This window comes from Pseudovibrio axinellae, from assembly GCF_900110875.1.
GTDB lineage: Bacteria > Pseudomonadota > Alphaproteobacteria > Rhizobiales > Stappiaceae > Pseudovibrio > Pseudovibrio axinellae.
The window spans coordinates 1-19,225 of sequence record NZ_FOFM01000018.1 but is presented as its reverse complement, the minus strand read 5'-3'; the positions used below and the strand labels follow the sequence as shown (position 1 = coordinate 19,225).

Annotated in this window: 17 protein-coding genes and 2 pseudogenes; 10 read left to right on the top strand and 9 right to left on the bottom strand. The window is 49.4% G+C overall.

The window, feature by feature from the left end; all coding sequences use genetic code 11:
- Window positions 1–65: 65 nt before the first annotated feature.
- Window positions 66–2,462 carry a plasma-membrane proton-efflux P-type ATPase gene (locus BMZ51_RS21305; protein ID WP_068006573.1) on the top strand — a complete coding sequence of 799 codons (2,397 nt, stop codon included), beginning with the start codon at window positions 66–68 and terminating at the stop codon, window positions 2,460–2,462.
- A 619-nt stretch (window positions 2,463–3,081) separates the two neighbouring features.
- Here the strand turns inward: BMZ51_RS21305 and BMZ51_RS21300 are convergent.
- Window positions 3,082–3,447 carry a SpoIIAA family protein gene (locus tag BMZ51_RS21300; RefSeq protein ID WP_068006572.1) on the bottom strand — a complete coding sequence of 122 codons (366 nt, stop codon included), beginning with the start codon at window positions 3,445–3,447 and terminating at the stop codon, window positions 3,082–3,084.
- Between the two features lie 371 nt (window positions 3,448–3,818).
- On the opposite strand from BMZ51_RS21300, the gene BMZ51_RS21295 reads away from it, so the two are divergent.
- The 5 genes from BMZ51_RS21295 to BMZ51_RS21275 all read left to right on the top strand — a co-directional run bounded on the left by BMZ51_RS21295 (window position 3,819) and on the right by BMZ51_RS21275 (window position 7,251).
- Window positions 3,819–4,421, top strand: coding sequence for a peroxidase-related enzyme (locus BMZ51_RS21295; RefSeq protein ID WP_068006570.1), 603 nt, complete (start codon window positions 3,819–3,821; stop codon window positions 4,419–4,421).
- Window positions 4,422–4,550: 129 nt separating this feature from the next.
- The gene (locus tag BMZ51_RS21290; RefSeq protein WP_068006568.1) at window positions 4,551–4,877 is read left to right on the top strand and encodes an ArsR/SmtB family transcription factor; all 327 of its coding nucleotides are present in this window, start codon (window positions 4,551–4,553) and stop codon (window positions 4,875–4,877) included.
- Between the two features lie 45 nt (window positions 4,878–4,922).
- A complete protein-coding gene (arsB, locus tag BMZ51_RS21285) occupies window positions 4,923–5,972 on the top strand; it encodes an ACR3 family arsenite efflux transporter (protein ID WP_068006567.1) in 1,050 nt (349 codons plus the stop codon).
- Window positions 5,973–6,076: 104 nt separating this feature from the next.
- Window positions 6,077–6,586: an NUDIX hydrolase gene (locus tag BMZ51_RS21280; RefSeq protein WP_068006566.1), complete on the top strand. Its 510-nt coding sequence runs from the start codon at window positions 6,077–6,079 to the stop codon at window positions 6,584–6,586.
- A gap of 59 nt (window positions 6,587–6,645) precedes the next feature.
- The gene (locus tag BMZ51_RS21275) at window positions 6,646–7,251 is read left to right on the top strand and encodes a histidine phosphatase family protein (RefSeq protein ID WP_338061186.1); all 606 of its coding nucleotides are present in this window, start codon (window positions 6,646–6,648) and stop codon (window positions 7,249–7,251) included.
- Between the two features lie 90 nt (window positions 7,252–7,341).
- Here BMZ51_RS21275 and BMZ51_RS21270 read toward each other — a convergent pair whose 3' ends face one another.
- From BMZ51_RS21270 to repA, 4 genes are all read right to left on the bottom strand, one after another.
- Window positions 7,342–7,902, bottom strand: coding sequence for a GrpB family protein (locus BMZ51_RS21270; RefSeq protein ID WP_068006557.1), 561 nt, complete (start codon window positions 7,900–7,902; stop codon window positions 7,342–7,344).
- 256 nt (window positions 7,903–8,158) lie between these two features.
- A complete protein-coding gene (repC, locus tag BMZ51_RS21265) occupies window positions 8,159–9,460 on the bottom strand; it encodes a plasmid replication protein RepC (protein WP_068006555.1) in 1,302 nt (433 codons plus the stop codon).
- Between the two features lie 254 nt (window positions 9,461–9,714).
- Window positions 9,715–10,788: a plasmid partitioning protein RepB gene (repB, locus tag BMZ51_RS21260; protein WP_068006553.1), complete on the bottom strand. Its 1,074-nt coding sequence runs from the start codon at window positions 10,786–10,788 to the stop codon at window positions 9,715–9,717.
- Window positions 10,785–12,005: a plasmid partitioning protein RepA gene (gene repA / locus BMZ51_RS21255; RefSeq protein WP_068006551.1), complete on the bottom strand. Its 1,221-nt coding sequence runs from the start codon at window positions 12,003–12,005 to the stop codon at window positions 10,785–10,787. The genes repB and repA overlap by 4 nt, the downstream gene beginning before the upstream one ends.
- 836 nt (window positions 12,006–12,841) lie before the next feature.
- Between repA and BMZ51_RS21250 the strand changes: the two genes are divergently transcribed.
- A complete protein-coding gene (locus tag BMZ51_RS21250; RefSeq protein ID WP_208979617.1) occupies window positions 12,842–13,549 on the top strand; it encodes a GntR family transcriptional regulator in 708 nt (235 codons plus the stop codon).
- 440 nt (window positions 13,550–13,989) lie between these two features.
- Here BMZ51_RS21250 and BMZ51_RS21245 read toward each other — a convergent pair.
- Window positions 13,990–14,280, bottom strand: a pseudogene (locus BMZ51_RS21245) (integrase core domain-containing protein); the annotation flags it as partial.
- 144 nt (window positions 14,281–14,424) lie between these two features.
- Window positions 14,425–15,303 (bottom strand): AraC family transcriptional regulator, encoded by an 879-nt coding sequence (locus BMZ51_RS21240; protein WP_074882315.1) that lies wholly within the window; start codon window positions 15,301–15,303, stop codon window positions 14,425–14,427.
- Between the two features lie 101 nt (window positions 15,304–15,404).
- Between BMZ51_RS21240 and BMZ51_RS21235 the strand changes: the two genes are divergently transcribed.
- Complete coding sequence (locus tag BMZ51_RS21235; protein WP_068006549.1) at window positions 15,405–15,761, top strand: cupin domain-containing protein; 357 nt, start codon at window positions 15,405–15,407, stop codon at window positions 15,759–15,761.
- Between the two features lie 99 nt (window positions 15,762–15,860).
- On the opposite strand, the gene BMZ51_RS24580 is transcribed toward BMZ51_RS21235, so the two are convergent.
- On the bottom strand, window positions 15,861–16,181 hold the full coding sequence (locus tag BMZ51_RS24580; protein WP_244271390.1) for a hypothetical protein: 321 nt from the start codon (window positions 16,179–16,181) through the stop codon (window positions 15,861–15,863).
- Between BMZ51_RS24580 and BMZ51_RS21225 the strand changes: the two are divergent.
- Together BMZ51_RS21225 and BMZ51_RS21220 are read left to right on the top strand one after the other, a co-directional pair.
- Window positions 16,176–17,012 (top strand): annotated as a pseudogene (locus BMZ51_RS21225) (sugar phosphate isomerase/epimerase family protein); the annotation flags it as partial. The gene BMZ51_RS24580 and the pseudogene BMZ51_RS21225 sit on opposite strands and share 6 nt — an antisense overlap.
- Window positions 17,009–18,205 carry a Gfo/Idh/MocA family protein gene (locus tag BMZ51_RS21220; protein WP_068006544.1) on the top strand — a complete coding sequence of 399 codons (1,197 nt, stop codon included), beginning with the start codon at window positions 17,009–17,011 and terminating at the stop codon, window positions 18,203–18,205. The pseudogene BMZ51_RS21225 and the gene BMZ51_RS21220, both read left to right, overlap by 4 nt.
- Before the next feature lie 156 nt (window positions 18,206–18,361).
- Here BMZ51_RS21220 and BMZ51_RS21215 read toward each other — a convergent pair whose 3' ends face one another.
- Entirely contained in the window at window positions 18,362–19,030 is a 669-nt protein-coding gene (locus BMZ51_RS21215; RefSeq protein WP_425287461.1) for an alanine:cation symporter family protein, read from the bottom strand.
- Window positions 19,031–19,225: the final 195 nt, after the last annotated feature.

The window sequence follows — 19,225 nt, the reverse complement described above, 5'->3', positions numbered from 1 at the left end:
CCAACCGTTTACGCAGTCCCGCGAAGATAGCTTAGTGGAGTGCGTGCAAACCGTGGAAAGACCTGATGGCTGAACAGGAGACGACACCCAACCTTGCCTTGGAGTTCAAACGCCTGAAGAGTTCCGAGCTCGGACTGACGCAATCCACAGCAGTGAACCGGCTGAAGAAATACGGGCCTAACGCACTAGAAGAAAAGCAGCCGAATAAGCTTCTGCAACTCCTTGCAACATTTTGGGGGCCGATACCGTGGTTGATAGAAATCGCAGCTATTCTTTCAGCATTGATAGAGCACTGGGCAGATTTCACGATTATCGTTTTTATGCTGGTCTTGAATGCCGGGATTGAGTTTTCTCAAAGTAGCAAAGCAGCGGACGCACTTGCAGCTCTCAAATCATCAATGGCGTTGAAAGCACGTGTCAAACGAAATGGAGTTTGGGTGGACCTGCCAGCGAGTGAAATCGTTCCGGGTGACATCATCAACCTAGAAAACGGTGACATCATTCCAGCGGACTGTATTCTAGCAAGTGGCCTGTATATCTCTGTCGATCAGGCTGCCCTCACCGGTGAATCATTGCCCGTAGATAAACAAGTGGGCGACGTCGCCTACTCAGGTTCGATCATCAAACAGGGAACCGTACAAGCACTCGTGACCGCAACCGGGGCCGGAACTTTTTTCGGTAACACTGCCAAACTCGTACAATCAGCTGGCAACCCTTCGCATTTCCAAAAGAGTGTCTTGGGTATTGGCAAATTTCTCATCATGGGAACGGCACTGCTGGCAACGCTCATTATCATAAAGCAAGTGTATTTGGAGCAGAGCATTTTGGACATCATTGAGTTGGTGCTGGTTCTGGTGATCGCCTCCATCCCTGTCGCGATGCCAGCAGTACTCTCTGTGACTATGGCTTTAGGCGCGCTCATGCTTTCCAAAAAGAAGGCCATAGTCTCCAACCTTGAAGCTATCGAAGAATTAGCAGGTGTCACCGTACTTTGCTCTGACAAAACAGGGACACTAACAAAGAACGAACTGGCACTTGGTAAATCACTTCTTTTCGGCGCGACGAGTGAAAAGGAGCTTGTCGTAATGGCAGCCCTTGCCTCAAGTGCAATTGAGAAGGATGTCATCGACCATCTAATTGTCAGCCAGGCTGATAATCAGATGCTTGACCTTTATAAGCAGAACACTTTCACGCCTTTTGATCCTGTGAGCAAACGAACCGAAGCAACTGTCACCGGGCCAGAGGGCAGCTTCAAAGTGACCAAAGGCGCACCACAGGTGGTGATTGACCTTTGTAATAATTCCGAGGCAGACAAAACCAAAGCCAGGACAGCCGTACACCAATTTGCGCTCAAAGGATTACGAGCACTTGCAATCGCTAAAAGCGGCAAAAGCCAAGAAATGCAGCTATTGGGAATCCTCTCATTATATGATCCGCCACGAGATGATTCCAAAGCAGTGGTTAAAGAAACACAAGACGCGGGCATCATCGTAAAGATGGTTACCGGCGACGACCTCGCGATAGGCAGCGAGATTGCAGGGCAGCTCGGTCTTGGCACATCATTGAAGAGCGCGGCCCAGGTCTTCTCTAAGACCACCGACATGGATCATCTGCCAACTTCCATTCGCAACGAAATAGTCAATGCAGACGGATTTGCGCGCGTCTTTCCCGATCACAAATATGGGATTGTCAAAGCACTCCAGCAGTCTGGCTATGACGTGGCAATGACAGGAGATGGCGTAAATGATGCGCCAGCATTGAAGCAGGCTGATGTGGGCATAGCCGTTTCCGGAGCAACGGACGCAGCACGTTCGGCTGCAGACTTGATACTAACTTTGCCCGGTCTTTCGGTGATTACGGATGCCGTGATTGAGGCGCGCAAGATATTTGCCCGCATGATCAGTTATGTAGATTACCGCGTAGCAATGACAATTAACCTGATGGTGTTCGTCTCCCTCAGCGTATTGATACTTGACGAAATCCCTCTAACCGCAATCATGATTGTAATGTTGGCACTGCTTGATGATATCCCAATCATCACCATCGCCTATGACAACACCGAAGCCGCGCCAAAGCCTATGGAGTGGCAATTGGGAAGCATGTTACGCACCTCCACACTGCTCGGTCTCATCTCGGTACTACAGAACTTTATTCTCATGTTAGTAGCCCGTCATTGGCTAAATGTACCGTCGGACGAGCTACAAAGCGTCATGTTCCTCCAGTTGGTTCTGGCAGGACACCTCCTGTTATTTGTGTGTAGGCACGACCACTGGTTTTGGGAAGCGCCTTTGCCGTCACCCAAATTGCTGATGGCGGTTATTGCGACGCAACTCTTTGCAGTTGTCATCTGTCGAAGTGGTTATTTAGTGCCCGCCATCAGCTGGGACATGATTGGGTTCGTTTGGTTACAGGCTATCCTCTGGATGTTCCTACTCAACATAGCCCGCAAGCTTAGCCGATAATCGGGAACCCCAAGGCGCTTTGGACTGGTGCGTTGATCGATAACGCTTGGACAAATCTCATTAGATGGAGGCCTAACGAACCAAGGAAGCTTACGGCATTGCGCGTTCTTGCACGTTTATCACCCCAAAACCATCGCGCAGGTTAAGTGGACAGTTGTCAACTTTGAAGGCCATGGCACGCGTGGAGCGTGCAGAAATCCTCGATCTAGATAATCTGAGGATTAACATTAACGGCCTCTCTAACACCCCGCCGCGTCTACCTGCCGAATTGATTTCGCGCGCGTGTGCACTACCATCTCATGAGGATAGAGGCAGCGTACAATTACCTGGAGGTCATCAATCATTTGTTGAGTCGCATCATCCACACCGATTTTGATCGGGTGTTACTGAGCGAAACAAGGTCCATCCCGAACATATCCCATCATGGAAATGGACAGTTGAAGAGTCGCAAGGCGCTTGGATTTTGAGTTAGATCCAAGCATAGCCGAGACATACAATAAGGAATTTCAACGCCCGTTCTGATAGCATTGTACCGTTGTCTTTGAGCTTATGGATTGGTGTTCCTGGTTGTCAGAATGGATGCAATTCGCGCTAGGGAGCGGAGACGGAGCGCTGAAAGCTACTCGCGGACCCATTCCCATGCCTTGTTTAGGTTTGCCATATCGAAGTGTTTTTCACCGATGCCAAGCATCTTTGCAAATGGGCTATCGATCGCGACAAACCATTCCCAGATCTTCCGGTCGGAGACAACTGCGATCCTATGAAAGCTCTTCACGTGCTTCATTGCCCACTTAAGGTCCTTATATCCCGCCTCGATACCCCAGCTAGCCTTTTCGTCTAAAATAACCAAGACGCTAACCTTCCCATGAGTATCAAGAGCAGCTTCGACCATCGCAATCAATTCCAGTTCTTGCTCAAGGGTGACCTTACCATCGACTTCAAACCCGAGAACATTTTCGGTACTTTCAGGCAACTTTCTTATCATTTTAAGACCTCTTTCTCTGCGGCGAGACTAGCCTAATTTGGTCTACTAACTCATTGCGACGATCAAGATATTTCGAAATAGATTTCTCGCAACAGCGGAAAAAGTTGACAGCTGTCCACTTGAAGCTCACGTTTCCCCGCTAATACGACGACACTTTGTTACACTTGAATTGTTGCACTCTCACAGACAATCTACCAATCTGGAGTTACGGTTGAGTATGAAACTTACCCTTGCAATCAACCGCACACTGCTGCGCTCCTGCATATTCCAACACCCAGAGGACAGCAGTGTGCCCCTATTGCAGGTCTCCTTTCGTCGAAAAGACAACCCAAGCAAACAGCGCTAAGTTCAATCTTTTGAGGAGAACGCACGTGAACACCAAGGCATTTCCAAAGTTAGATTTCACCAAACTCGACCATCCAACCAACCTCAAACTTGGTCTTCCGGAGCCCTTACCGGAAGACATTCAAGAACTGTTTTCAAAATGTCAGAGTAAGCTGGGCCTAATCCCAAACGTGCTCGTCGCATTCGCCCACCGTCCTGCAAAACTCAGAGCATTTTCTCAAATGTACAACGAACTGATGCTGGGAGACTCCGGTATATCAAAGTTGGAACGAGAGATGATCGCCGTTGTGGTCTCATCAATCAACTCGTGTTGGTACTGCCAAGTCGCGCATGGCGCGGCCGTCAGGGGGTATTCCAAAACGCCAGCGCTGGGTGAAGCAATGCTCATGAACTATCGCTTTGCAGAGTTGACTGAGAAACAGCGGGTCATGCTCGACTTCGCTAGGAAAGTTGCTAAAGCCTCCTCTGAGGTCGTTGAGGGTGACCGGCAAGGTCTTCGAAATGTTGGCTTTTGTGAAGAAGATATTTGGGACATTTGCGAAGTTGCTGCATTCTTTTCCATGTCAAACCGCATGGCTTCAGCAACAGGCATGCGGCCGAATCCAGAATATCACTCCGCTGCACGATAGGTTTTAGAGGGTAGGTCGGTATAGCTGTCAACTTAAGTTTGAGAAAGTTGACAGCTGTCAACGCTGAAAGGCCTTGCTAATGCCCCCTTATGAGATTATATCGTGTATCGACGATATACGGAAATACCGATGACAGAAAACACCTGCGTAACAGAATTCGAGCCTGCTTCTCTCAATGAGGAGGAGGAAGAAAAACTTGCAGTCCAGGCGAAAGCCTTGGCACATCCAGCGCGTGTTCGCCTTCTCAAAATAATGGCGGCTCAACCCGGCTGCGTCGGTGGCGACCTGGTGAACTCGATCGGCCTGGCTCAATCCACCGTGTCCGAACACCTCCGTATCTTGAAGGATGCAGGCTTCATACTGGCTGAAGTTCAACGTCCGCGCATATGTTATTCCGTCAATCGATCAGAATTAAAGAGCTTTAGCTTCCTCTTTGAAAGCAGCTTTAAACTCTAGTATTTGTCAAATTAAATCGTCTATCGACGATAGGCAGGAGAAGTCATGGGCAATTTCGAACGCTATCTCTCAGTATGGGTGGGGCTAGCAATGGCACTGGGAGTGGGAACAGGCTTCCTTCAACCAGGCCTCTTTCAATTAGTCGGAGACCTACAGGTTGGCGGGATCAACCTGGTTATTGCAGTTCTGATCTGGTTGATGATTTACCCTATGATGGTACAGGTCGAATTTACCGAGGTTCGAAACTGCTTCGTCAAACCAAAGGGCCTCATCGTAACGCTTGCCATGAACTGGCTGGTCAAACCTTTCACGATGGCTGCGCTCGCGGTGCTATTCATGCGTCATCTATTCGCGCCGTTTATTCCAGCCGATTTAGCTGACCAATACGTCGCGGGCATGATCTTGCTTGGTGTTGCCCCATGTACCGCTATGGTGTTTGTCTGGTCCTATCTGACAAAGGGGAATGCAAGTTACACCGTTGCGCAGGTTGCAACCAATGACTTAATCATGATTTTCGCCTTCGCGCCAATCGCTGCGTTTCTTTTGGATGTCTCTAACATCATCGTCCCATGGGATGTCTTGTTGGTTTCAACCGCGCTGTTTGTCGCGCTGCCTTTGGGGGCAGGGTGGTTAACCCGCATGGCACTTAAAGATGAAGAGCATCTTTCCTCCTTCAGCGCAGGGATGAAACCGTTTTCGATCGCCGGTCTGGTGGGCACAGTGTTCTTGTTGTTCGGACTTCAGGCCGACAACATCATCTCATCACCAGGGGACATTGTCCTGATCGCAATCCCGCTGCTCATTCAAACTATCCTGATTTTCTTCGTGACGTACTTCTGGATGAGGAAATGGCGTCAGCCACACAATGTGGCCGCACCCGGTGCAATGATCGGCGCTTCAAACTTCTTTGAATTGGCCGTTGCTGTCGCAATCAGTTTGTTCGGAGTCACCTCTGGTGCAGCCTTAGCAACAGTCGTTGGTGTCTTGGTTGAAGTGCCTGTGATGTTGGCCCTGGTTTCATATGCCAACCGCACGCGAGGTCAGTTTTATGACGACAGCCAGGTTCCAGGTCCAGCGGCCCAATCCAAAACTTAATAATGAGGGCAGGGGAGTTATCTCCTGCCCTTCGTCCCTCTTGGTTTTTGAATTTTCTATGAGTATGCTCATGGTCTCTTGGATCTATATTTTATGAGTTACTCATGCGCCCCAATAATATTCCCGTCCTTAGCAATGCTGTCTCTGTTTTTCTGCTCGACTTGAATGCAGAGGAGCCGCAGGTCTTGCTCATGCGCCGCGCTAACACTCTGCTTGGAGCCTGGTGTCAGGTCGCCGGCAAGGTTGAACCAAATGAGACTGGTTGGGAAGCAGCATTACGAGAGGTGAAAGAGGAAACCGGTTTGGTTCTCACCGAACTCTGGTCCGCTGATCTTTGCGAAGAGTTCTATGTTCCGGAAAAGAACATCATCCAGAAACTTCCAGTGTTCGTGAGCTTTGTCTCCAGCGATACGCCAATCACCATCAACGAAGAGCACGACGCTTATCAATGGTTCTCATTTGATGATGCTATGGAGCTGTTCAGTTTTCCCGGCCAACGACGCGTTCTTGAATATCTCCATGCCGAGTTCGTCACACGCAAGGCAAGCCCGCATCTTCGGATAGAATTGCCAACCGAGCAAAATGAAGAAGCCAGCGACGCTATGAGCTCCTGACACTCCACATCGTTTATTCATATGTAGGTAGAGCAACAGGACTCCGGTGGTATTAATTCATTCTTCTGAGACATGGTGAAAGTGGGCACATGCTGGAAGGTGTTGTGGGCGGTTGGACAAATTCAACACTTACACCTCTCGGCATCACTCAAGCAAAGCAAACTGCTGAATACTTGGCAAAGTCTGTTCCAACTCATGCCTTCCAAATTTTTACCAGTGACCTGACGCGCGCAGTGCAAACCGCGGAATGGATAACTGAGAAAACCGGAAATGCGTTCACCAAAGCCCAGCAGTTGCGTGAGTTGAACAACGGCGTGTCAAACGGCCTCTCAAAAGCAGAAGCCCAGAAAATCTGGGTCTCTCCAACCGAACCCGTTCTTGATTGGATTCCTTACGATCAGGGTGAAAGCTGGCGGATGTTGTATTCTCGAATTGCGACCTACATGGAATTCTTGGCGAGTACCAATATAGAGAGGCTCATAACCATTAGTCACGCAAACGCCATCATCTGTATCATCAACTGGTGGCTTGGCCTTTCAAGCGATACTCACCTTAAAAACATTATGTACGACATCAGACCCTGCAGTCTCACGTATTTGAAACGAGAGAATGATGGTTCTTCCAGAGTTGTAAAACTAAATGACATCAGCCATCTCGCGGGATGAAGCTCTTTGCCCCTAAGTTCACCTTCAGATCAGTGCGCTGAATGACTTTCGTGCAAACCAAGCTGCTAATGTCTGCTCTAGCCACTCATGCTAATCCCCTGAAGGGATGCGCCACTTTGTGGTTGATGCCCAAATTTCTGCGCCAGCCATAATGAGATCAAAAACCGGGTCTTTAATGTCGTGATAAGCGTCCACATCATCTGGAAATCGTTTGGCTAGTTCTAATTTGATCTTGCCATATGCAGCCGCCACTTTGGCATGCGTGCGCAAATAGTCACGACAGAGCAGCGCGTATCGTTGGTTAAAACGTCCCACTTCCCTCACATGGATATTAGCAGCGATTGGCGTTTTTTGACGATAGAAACGTTTAGCGAGTTCCTCCGGAGGTAAGCGCATTCCCGATGGACTGTAGTCCCACACAGGTTTCCCGCGCAAGAAACCAGCGGAAGTCATCGTTTCTTCGCAAATATCATCAAGCGACTGAAGTGTGATCTGAATATCAATAATGTCTTTGGCAACCAGTCCAGGAACAGCAGTTGAGCCAACGTGATGAATGATTGCACTCTCAGGTAAATACATTTCAAGAGACCGCTTGATCTCGATGAACTGATTGAGCCATACCGGATTAAAGGGCTGAATTTCAATCTGCATCTATATATCCTTGCAAATACCTTCGATCAGCGGAAGCGCTAGCAATAGAGCTGATGGTTAACGTATTGAACGCAATCCGTCGAAAATCGCGCAGAACCGGTTGAACTGGGCTCCCTGAGAAGCCTATCAGTATAAGAATATGTCACTCTCTCACGCCTAAGCCATCTAGCGGAATGAAAACATCAAAGACAAACTCATCAACACCACACTTGCGGATCCATCTACGCCATCCACAAAGAACCGGCATTGCAGACCCTTACCCAAGAGCCAGTCCATAAAGCGACTTGTGCAGGGCGAGTTTTCCGTCCTTGGCGCGGTCAACACAGGCGCGGAAGTAACCCGCCGGTCGCGAAATTCCCTCAGGATCGCGCAGGGTCTTTTCAACCGTCACGACCAGAACCGCCGCCGCCATTTTTTCACCCAGCGCCATGATCGCTTGTTTCCAGCCATCTTCGGAAAGACCAATCGCCAAGCGAAGTTGTTCACCGGACTGGGAAAGATCAACCCAACTTGAGAACCGCATACCGAGCATCTCCTGGGTTTCTGTTGTTGCACTATCAATCAAACCAATGGAAATAGCAGATAAATGCTCACTTAAACCGTTATCTAATTGACCAGATTGCGGAGATTGCAATTGAGCTGGAGTGTTGGATTTGGCAGAGAATTTGCTTGATTGGTCTTTTTCAGGAGCAATCTTCGGAGCTTCGTGAGAAGCGGAGTTAGTCTTAGAGTAGCTATCGTTAGATGGCTGCCGTTTATTACTCTTTATTGGAGTTTGATGGGTTGTAATATTATATGGGGTGACACCAATGTCATGGTCGCCTGACATTTGGTTGTCTTCCTTGAAATCTGAAGCGGTTTGCTCGTCCCCGGTTTTGTCTTCTGCCAGCTCTTCCACAACCAGTTCATAGAGTTTTGAGACCATGTCTGCCCGCTCAAGAAGCAACATTGGCGTTTCCATAATGGCAGAGAGTTCTTCTAGAAACACGGTACAATCCACGCCCTCACTTTGCCCGGTGCGGCAAGCGTCAACGATTGCGCGAGACAGCCGATTAACAGTCCGCTTTGCCTCCTGCTCTGCCCGCACCCGTGCCTGAAACTCTTCCCCGATCCGTTTGATCTCATCAATCCGCTGGCGCGCCGGCGAAAAGTCAAAACCATATCCACGGTCAATCTCACCACTTGCACCATTGCGGTAGATAAAACGACGGCCAGTTGAGCTGTCGCGGTAAGCCAGTATGCCCACCTCAACCAGTCGCTTGAGTGCACGGATAACGGTGCGCGTGGAGCGGCACACGTATTCAGCCAACTTGTCATTGGAAATCGCGACCAGCGGACGGCGGTCCTGTCTCCAGTCGTCAGCCCGTGTCAGACCGATCAGAATATCGAGAATATGGTAGGCGGTACCATCAATCCCCAGAGCAGGGGCCGCCTTTTTCAATGTGATTGCCACCTCGGCCTTTGTTGTTTTGACGATGTCATTCGCCATTGCCAGTCGCTGGCTTTCCAACATGCCGGGTGTCATTTTGCGAAAGGACGCAACACCGGTGCTTTGCATAGCTAACCCATTCACCGAAGGAAGACCTACGGTGTTATCCAAGTAAGATTGGGGATTGAGCGCCCGAAACAGCAAAAATGCGCCACAAAGCGATTCAAGAAAGCAATGCTGACTTGATTCGCAGGCTGCGTTCGTCGTAGGATGGTCTCGCGTAAGATGGTCCTTGACGAGTGCTCTTCACTCTCTTGGGCGACGATTTTAGGGCCTTGCTGATTGCCGTCAGCAGGGCCTTTCGTCCTTAAAGGGTCATACCATCAGGCATCCTCCCCCTTCGTGTCTTCAAATTTGCTAATGAGCGCTGGCAGCTCCTTTAACAAAAACGCACTAAATTCGCTCTGCGTTTTGCTATCAACGGAGAAGACCGTCGCTTTACCAGTATGCTTCACAAGCACGTGTTTGTTGCCAAGCCATTCAGAATATCTCGCTTTGCGAGTATGAGCCGAAACTGCAATCTCACCTGAATCCGCATCGGATGTCGTCTCCAATTCGGCGGGAGTTTCCTGCAGAACCTGTAAAACTTCACCAAAACGCTCATCGCTGTGAAGCTCGTTGAAGGAATCCAATGCAAACAAAGAGGAAAGCGCTTTCGCGTGGTTCTTGGCCAATGCTCCATCGTGGAAGAAACTGGCCATCTCTTCCCAACGTGGCCGCCCGATTTTGGGGGCAGGCCCAATCACGCGTAAAAACTCCTCAGGCATGGTTGCCGCCAGCTTGCGGAGTTTAGAAACGAGAGACTTATCTTTGCCAATGGCTTTGACAATGAGTGTCTGCGGATAATCTTGAGCAAGGCGGAAGACGAAGAGACAGGTTTCAATGAAACTCAGGTCTTTCCGCTCATGGTTTTCCTGGCCTTGAGCCACCAGCAATTCTTCATCAGACAGCGGTTTGATTACACCGCGGACAGGCTTGCCCAATGCGCGGCAGGCTTTCCAACGACGGTGGCCATAAGCAATCTGGTAGATGCCGTCTTCATCTGGCGCAGGACGCACCAGAATTGGCACTTGCTGTCCGGTCTCCGCAATAGACTCTTTAAGCGCCTCAAAGGCCGGATCAAACGCAACTTCCATACGGTCCGCAACAAAGGACGGTTGAACCTGTTCAGTGTTCAGTTCCACCACGTTATCGGAGGTCGCCATTTGCGTGTTCAGCGTTTTCAATTCTTCACGCAGCTTATCGCGTTCGTCCTTGATCAGGTTGATCTCGGCTGCGCCAATAGCACCGGAAGACAAGCGGGGGCGCGGCGCTGTTGCATCCGCAACCATGCCGGCCATACCGCCGCCTGAAAACAGCGTGTCTAATGCGTTTTTCCGGTCCTTAGCTTTGTTCATAGTGCTCGACCCCAAGAGCTGCGGAGAAGATCTTCAATTTCACGGTTTACCGAATCCATAGATTCAAGCGCACGCTTAAGCGTTTCGCGGCCAATGGCTCCTGGTTCCAGTTCATAAAGCGATTTCTTTTCAAGGCCCGCATTGGCAACCGCGGTGGATTCCAAAGCTGGCGATGTCAGCACATCCTCGCCAAAAAGGGCACGCAACAAACCAACCACACGGGTTTGCGGGCTGTCATTTGGATTGTGACGGGTCACGAGGAACCGCATCCAATCCAGATTCATTTCGCCGCCATTGTTCTCAATCACGGCCATCAGGTCAGAACTCATGCCGAGGAACTGGTTACAGCTTGCAAGGTCCAGCATTTGCGGGTGCAGCGTGATGAGCAATCCGGTGGATGCAAACAGCGCGCCCAGAGTGAGGAAGCCAAGCTGTGGCGGACAATCGATCACAACAACATCGTAGCGATCATCAACTTCGTTCAGAACGTTGCGGATGCGGCGGAAGAAGATGTTTTCGCCGGTAGACGCACCAGAAGCGATCGCTGTCGGCACGATGTGCTCAAACTCGGCCAGCTCAAGGTTGGCCGGAACCAGATCCAGATTGTCAAAATAGGTCGGGCGGATCACGTCACCCAATGTCCGGCGGCCATCATCATAACGAAGGGCTCCAAACAAGGTGCAGTTTGGCTCAACATCAAACTCAGGCTGCACACCAAACATCGCGGAAAGCGAGGCTTGCGGATCAAGATCAATCGCGAGCACACGGTAGCCGCGCAAGGCCAGATAATGGGCAAGATGCGTGCTTGTGGTGGTTTTTGCGGAGCCGCCTTTAAAGTTGGCGCAGGCAATCACCTGCAGCTTTTCACCGTCGCGACGGCGCGGCAGGATGTTAACGGCTTCATCGCCCTTTTTACGGGCGGCAAGCACCTCACGGATCGCGTTGATCTGCTGCAGCGTGTAACTGCGGCGGCCATTGGCAAGACGGGTTGGCGTCGGGCCTTCTCCGTCCAGATCCAGCTGGCGAATGGTGCTTTCAGAAACACCGATAAGACGGGCAACATCGACAGAAGAGAACGAGCGCAGCAATTTATGCGCTTCAGGCGGATAAAGTTCTTGTCTTAACCGGTGCAGCTGGCCAGAAAGGAGCTGCGAATAACGGGAGATCTTCTCAGACGGAGTTTCCTCACGCAAAAGAGTGTTGTTGCCGTATTCCACTTCGCTTAGCCCTCAAACGGTTCTAGTCATCTACAAACGGAAAGTGCGCCCATATGGCCCGTGTTTGCGTCGAAAGGGTAGCGGACCTGCAGTTCAGTTCAATCCCTTTTTAGTTAACCCGCGTTAACACTTCTTAACATTCACGTAATATCTCATTTTAAATATAATGATTTCAATGAGTTAATGCTATTTTGGTCTTTTGAAACGATGCGTGCATAACGACTTCAAAGCAACCAGTCTATTTCGGTAGAAACGTATTCATCACGCAGATTGAGCCGACTCAATGATTTGCATATCGATTCTTTCAGCGTATCTGAGGGGGACACGCCACGCGTGGGCCGGGATCAATGCACAATCGTTTCTGCTCACACAAGCGTGGTTCAATAAATGGCAAATCGTTGCTTAATGATTTGGTCCCTTCAAACCTTGACTACTGAAGTAAAGCGACCCCAACCACAGAAAATTGCCTCTAAAATAGTACGGCTATAAGTATTTTATTAAAATATAGATTGAATTACACACGAAACCAACTAACTCTAAGTAAACTAGTTTCAACTGTTCGGGGATTGAGATTGAAATTGCCCGTTTCCCCTAAAATAATCGATAATGTAGAATATTTTTCCATAAAACACACTCGTTTTATTGGAAAGTTACGTCAAATTTACGCAATTTCATTGCTTTTATAGGTTATATATTGTTTTACAATTGTGCGCACAATTTGTGCCAAAGCACGTTCAAACATTAAATTGGCCAGGCAACAGAGCTAAAGATCTAGTTTCCATATCTAAAAAGAGAAACGCCAAATTGCATAGATTATAATTGTAAGGCAGATTATTTTGAAAATAGAGGATACCTTAGAAAGAGCCGCCGCACCGGTCACCGCACAAAATGCTCCATCATCGGCTTCACTTATCGACAGGGCATACGCGCACCTTCGTACGGCAATTTTGTCTGGTCAGTTAGAGCCAGGTAGCAAATTGCGCATTCGTGAAATGTGTAGCTCTTTTGATATTGGACCAACACCTGTACGAGAAGCACTTTCTCGCTTGGTTTCTCAAGGACTGGTTGCAACCCAATCCCATAAAGGATTTTATATTCCCGAATTATCTCAAACTGAGTTTCTGGATATTGTTGAACAACGCCGCCTTATAGAGGGAGCGACCGTGCGCACTGCAGTTGAGAAGGGGGACACCCAATGGCGGGAACGCGTGTTGGATGCTCACCATGTCCTGCAGCAAATTGAGCGCACTTGGCAAGCCTCCCAACGCGATTTTTGGGATGAATGGGAAGAAGCCAATCGCAGCTTCCATATAACTCTCATTGAAGGCGCAGGGTCCAGTTGGGCATTGCGTTTCCTTCACATGCTTCACGATCAGTGTGCTCGCTACCGCGCCGCAATGCGCCGTGTTGGTTTTGTTTGTGAAGGGATGCAGGAAGACCATAACCAACTGATGACTGCCGTACGCACTGGGGATGGGGCTTTGGCAGAACAGACAATTAGGACACATCTAGACCGCTTGCCTGCGCTTTATATGCGAGCGTAAGTGACTGTGACTTATAATCCGTTGCTGGTGGGAGACTTAATCTCCCACCAGCAATTCCTCACGTATAGGTGGCAAACCAGCCGACATCGCACCAATTCAGCTATAAATTATGTAGTTATTCCGCTTAAGTGACGCTCTAGAGCCTTCCTGACAGGAGACTTTGGTAACAAACAATCTGCTCCTTCACCTGGATTTTAACAGCGCATATATCCAGCAAATAAACAACAATAAAACACATCCAAATACGGCAGTATTTCTTCAAACTGACGCCTCTACTGCCGCTAGGGTATAAGTTTTTACAATTATTTATTTTGATACCGAAAATTAATAGCGTTAAATACAAAGGGTAGCCTATTCGGTTAAGAAGGGAGCGCCGAAATGTATCTAGGGCTTGATCTGGGGGGGTAATCCCCCATTTATTGAGGAGTTTGGTAATAGAGCTATGCTGCCCGTTTTAGTTTTGTAGCGGGAGTGATGCCGCCGATGGCCATGTTGGGACGTTCGTTGTTGTAAGTCCAGAGCCATTTTGTAGCTTCCCACTGGGCTTGTTCAACGCTCTCAAAGCAGTTTTGATCCAGCCATTCTTGCCTGACCGTTCTGTTGTAGCGTTCCACATACGCATTCTGGGCAGGCTTTCCAAGTTGGATATGTCGGATCTCGATCCCACATGCTTTGGCAAATAACAGCAAGGTTTCACTGATGTTTTCAGGACCGTTGTCGGGGTATATTGAGGATACATGTAAAAAATTCCAAGGGTTTGGCTAAGTCATTAAGCCTCAAACCTGACAGGCGTCTATTGCCCCCTAGCGCACTATATGTGTATGACACTTTAACCATTGCTCGGCGCACAAGACTGCCGTTCATTGCAATTGCGTCTATGACTTTCGGGGAAATTGAGTGATATTATCCATGTCAGATGGCGTTTTCATTCTTCGAGCGAGACGCTGCCAGTGCCCTGGAGAGATGCCGTAGTTTGCTTTAAACCGGCGTGTCATATGAGCTTGATCGCTGAACCCAGCGTTGAGTGCTGCATTTGCCAAACTCATTCCTGTCGTGATTTGAGCACGAACTTTATCAAGGCGGCGCATCATCAAATAGCGATAAGGGCTTGTGCCATAGGCCTTGCGGAACTGGCGAGCTAGCGAATAGCGATCTTGCCCGGTAACGGTCTCAAGCTCCTCTGAGACAACCTTCTGATCGATATTTGCATCAAGATAGTCCCGTGCAAGACGAGTTGCCCTGACATCAATGAAGGAACCTACAGCTTTATTGGCTGAGGAGTCTTTTGTTAGTAAACCATCTGCCAAAAGTGTGATGATTTCATCGAGTGCAACCGGGTCCAGTGTAAGATGCATATCGGAAAAGGCTGCGAGTATCGCCCAATATAATCTTTGGTCGCTAAAAACAGCTTCTTTTACAAATGGAAGTGCATTTGCAGATTGGCCAAGAGCTTCTCTAACCATCGCTGGTTCTATGTATAGCATCCGATAATGAAAGCCCTCATCTGTACCAGCTTCTCCGTCATGAAGTTCATCGGGGTGTAGGACAATCACCTGCCCTGAGGTGCTATCTGCACGCACTCCACGATAGTCAAAGCTCTGAACGCCTTTAATTGTGTAGCCGATGGAATACGTGTCGTGACGATGTGGTGCGTAAGCTTCGCCAGAAAAAAAGGCTTCAATGCGTTGGATACCAGCTTGCCAAGGCGCTGTCTGGACCCAATCGTGCGTGCACGATCGTTCAAGACCTGGCATGAGATCTTGTGTTTTAACACCTCCATTATTTGGACCGCTTGAAATCTGTTTTCTCCTTCGAAGACAGTTAGACAATTAAGAATGAATACAGGACTATAGAGATGAAGACAGTTAATGTTAATGAAAAACTGACCCAATTCTCAAGCCACTGGGACCCGCATGTGATTGCGGACTACAATGAAAACGATGTGATGGTTGTAAAGTTCTCTGGCGAATACCCATTCCACAAGCATGATAAGACGGATGATTTCTTTTATGTCTTAGAAGGTGAAATGGAGATGGATATTGAAGGGGAGCCCTCCCGGACTGTCAAAGCTGGTGAGTTATTTATCGTTCCCAGAGGCGTTGTGCATCGCCCACGGGCCGCGAAAGAAGTCAAAGTTCTCTTGATCGAGCCGAAAGGTGAGCCAAACTCTGGTAATTCAGATCGCAAACCAGCTTCTAAGCCGAGCATCTAATAGTTTGCTGCGGCACTGAAGTAGACATCGGTCTTTGCCGCAGCATCCTTCATTGTAGAGGCGAGCTTGCAGTCGCCTTTGTTACCACAGCAGTGTAAATCAGTTCCACATTCGTTCAGACCCATCCAATACTGCAAGACAAACGTCCTCGGCCAAGCAGTTGTTCCAATCGGCCTGCTCGTGGATTTCGCCAATGATGTTTTGGATTATCTCTTCAAGACCCTGCTCATCGCGATAAGACACAATGATCGTGTACTCACCTTGGCTATGGCGCACCATTTCATAACTGGCGAGCACCAACATCTTGATATTTTCATAGGAGCGTTTTTTCCCGCGAACGTGCTTGCTATTGCGCTCGACCCAAAAAGTAACCCTAAATTTCAGAGGCTTACTTTTGTCTGTGGCTGTTGCTTTACCCATTTACAGGTTCAGCTGATTGCTGTTCATCCTGCGTATGACCAAATGTTTGATGGCTTTGCAGCACAGCACGTACGCAGCAAACCAAAAGCGCGCCAACAATGGGCAGTTCAACAGATGCTCTATGCAGCTCAGGCATCACAGAACTTTGGAATAAGCGACCATGTGAGATTTTCCGGCGCTCTTGCATGGCCCTACATATACCCAAGGCCGCAACGACCTGCCGGATTGGTAGAGGAAGCATTTCACGAGCTCGCCCGGCGTTGGACCCCAATCCTCAGCGCCTTTGACGAAGCCGGCGTGAATGTGTGCTATAAGATCCACCCCGGCGAAGACCTGCATGACGGAAACACTTTTGAAATGTTCCTTGAGCGCGTTAACAACCATCCTCGGGCAAACATTCTGTACGATCCAACCCATTTCCTTATGCAGCAGCTGGACTATCATGGCTTCCTTGATGTTTATGCTGACCGCATAAAAATGTTCCATGTTAAAGACGCAGAGTTCAATGCCTCTCCAAAGCAGGGCGTGTATTCTGGTTATCAAAGCTGGGTTAATCGTGCTGGCCGGTTCCGCTTCCTTGGAGACGGACAAGTGGACTTTGAGGCTATATTCTCTAAACTTACCGCGATGAACTCTGATGGCAGGGCAGTTATGGAGTGGGAATGTGCTCTTAAACACCCAGAACAAGGTGCCGCCGAAGGAGCAGGTTTCATTGCCGATCGCATTATTCGTGTAACAGATCACGCATTCGATGACTTCGCTGGCGCGGACACCGATGATGCCATCAACCGCAATATCCTCGGCCTACTCGTGATGGAGCATGCGATATGACTATTCAAACTGCAAAAAATACAATCGAAGTTCGAGCACCAGCAACACTTAGCCGCCGCCTTCGCCTCGGAATGGTTGGAGGCGGGGAGGGGGCATTCATCGGCGGTGTCCACCGCATCGCATCCAGGATCGACGATCGCTACGAACTGGTCGCTGGTGCACTGTCTTCAGACCCTGAGCGGGCAAGGTCCTCTGGAGCAAAACTTCATATTGCCCCGGAGCGGGTCTACCCCTCCTTTGAGGAAATGGCGCAGAAGGAGCAACAACGTTCTGATCCGGTTGATGTAGTGGCAATTGTCACCCCCAACCATGTTCACTACCGCGTTGCCCGCACCATGCTAGAGGCTGGTTTTCACGTTATCTGCGATAAACCAATGACCACAAGCGTGGAAGACAGCGCACGTCTTTTGCAGGTGGTGCAGGACACAGGCAAGCTATTCCTGCTGACCCACAACTACACTGGATATCCCATGGTCCGACAAGCTCGGGAAATGGTCGCTCAAGGAACCTTGGGTAACATCCGGATTATCCAAGTAGAATACCCGCAGGATTGGCTGACCGAGCGCTTGGAGGCAACTGGTCAAAAACAAGCCAGCTGGCGAACCGACCCAAATCGAGCCGGTGTTGGAGGGTGTATCGGCGACATCGGGACACATGCCTACAACCTGGCAACATTTGTATCCGGGTTAAAGGCGACCGAAGTGCTTGGCGAACTAACGAGTTTTGTTGAGGGCCGAGCTCTGGATGATGACGTACAAATCTTGTTGCGTTACGAAAACGGGGCAAAAGGCACATTGTGGGCATCTCAGATTGCGCCCGGTAATGAGAATGGTTTGCGATTGCGCGTTTACGGCGACAAAGGAGGATTGGAGTGGGCACAGGAAGATCCAAACTTCATGAAGTTCACCCCATTTGGACAAACTACGCGTCTCATTACGCGAAATGGCGCAGGCGCAAGCTCGTTAGCCAACGCTATTTCACGCATACCAGGAGGGCACCCGGAAGGTTACTTGGAAGCATTTGCAACTCTTTACAATGACTTTGCAGAGGCCCTAAGCGCGCACCTACTTGGCCTTCCAGAACCCGATATTACCGCACTATTACCTGGTGTAGAAGACGGACTGGACGGCCTTCGTTTTATCGAGACAGCGGTTAACAGTTCAAGCCAAGGTGGAGTGTGGCAAAAGCTTTAACAGAAACCCGCCCGCTGTACAGTTAAGCGGGCGGGTTTTCATAATCGTCTTCATTTGTATCGAAGCTATCTCATCACTCTTAGTCGCGCCGTCTTGAGTGCGAACACAAGGTTATTTCACACCAACCCAGCCCAGTTCCAAGAACGATCTTTTCTCTTACTCAGCCGGAGCGTTTTCGACCTCTTCGCCACTTCCTTTCGAAGCAAAGAACTCCCGGGTTAACCGAAAGACAACCGGGCTCAGCAGCAATAGGGCTATGAGATTCGGAATAGCCATCATCGCATTCATCGTATCAGCAAGCAGCCAAATGAAGCCTAGGTCCGCAGTTGCGCCAAAGTAGATCGCGGCAACCCAAAGAACGCGGTAAGGCTTTAACGCACGGCTTCCCAAGAAGAAACCGATACACTTTTCACCATAAAAGCTCCAACCGAGAATGGTCGTGAATGCGACAACCGAAAGAGAAATGGCAATAAGCGGTCCACCGATGCCCGGCAATGCTGACTCAAACGCCAAAGATGTCAAAGCAGCTCCAGAAGCAACAATAGCAAGGCCCGTGATACTACAAACAATGATTGTATCAATGAATGTGCCCAGCATCGCGATCAGGCCTTGATCAACCGGGCTGTTGGTTGCAGCAACTGCATGAGCGATTGGCGCAGAACCAAGACCTGCTTCATTGGAGAACACACCGCGTGCCACACCAAAGCGAATTACAGCCCAAACAGCAGCGCCGGCAAAACCACCTTCAGCCGCTGTTGCTGTAAATGCCTGAGTAAACACGAGCTGCAAAGCTGAGCCAATTGAACCAATATTAAGAAGCAACACCAGCAGGCCGTTGCGATTGAGGCTACCTACCAAAGAAGAGCTGGCTTGGGAAAATCGGACAGGTTGTCTAAGTGGATTTAGCTTCTGAAACTGGCATGCAGCCAAGAACAGGAGACCACCATGACCAGACGTGCTCGTCGAAACCATAGTCCGGCCTTTAATGCAAAAGTCGCGCTTGCTGCTATTCGCGGAGAG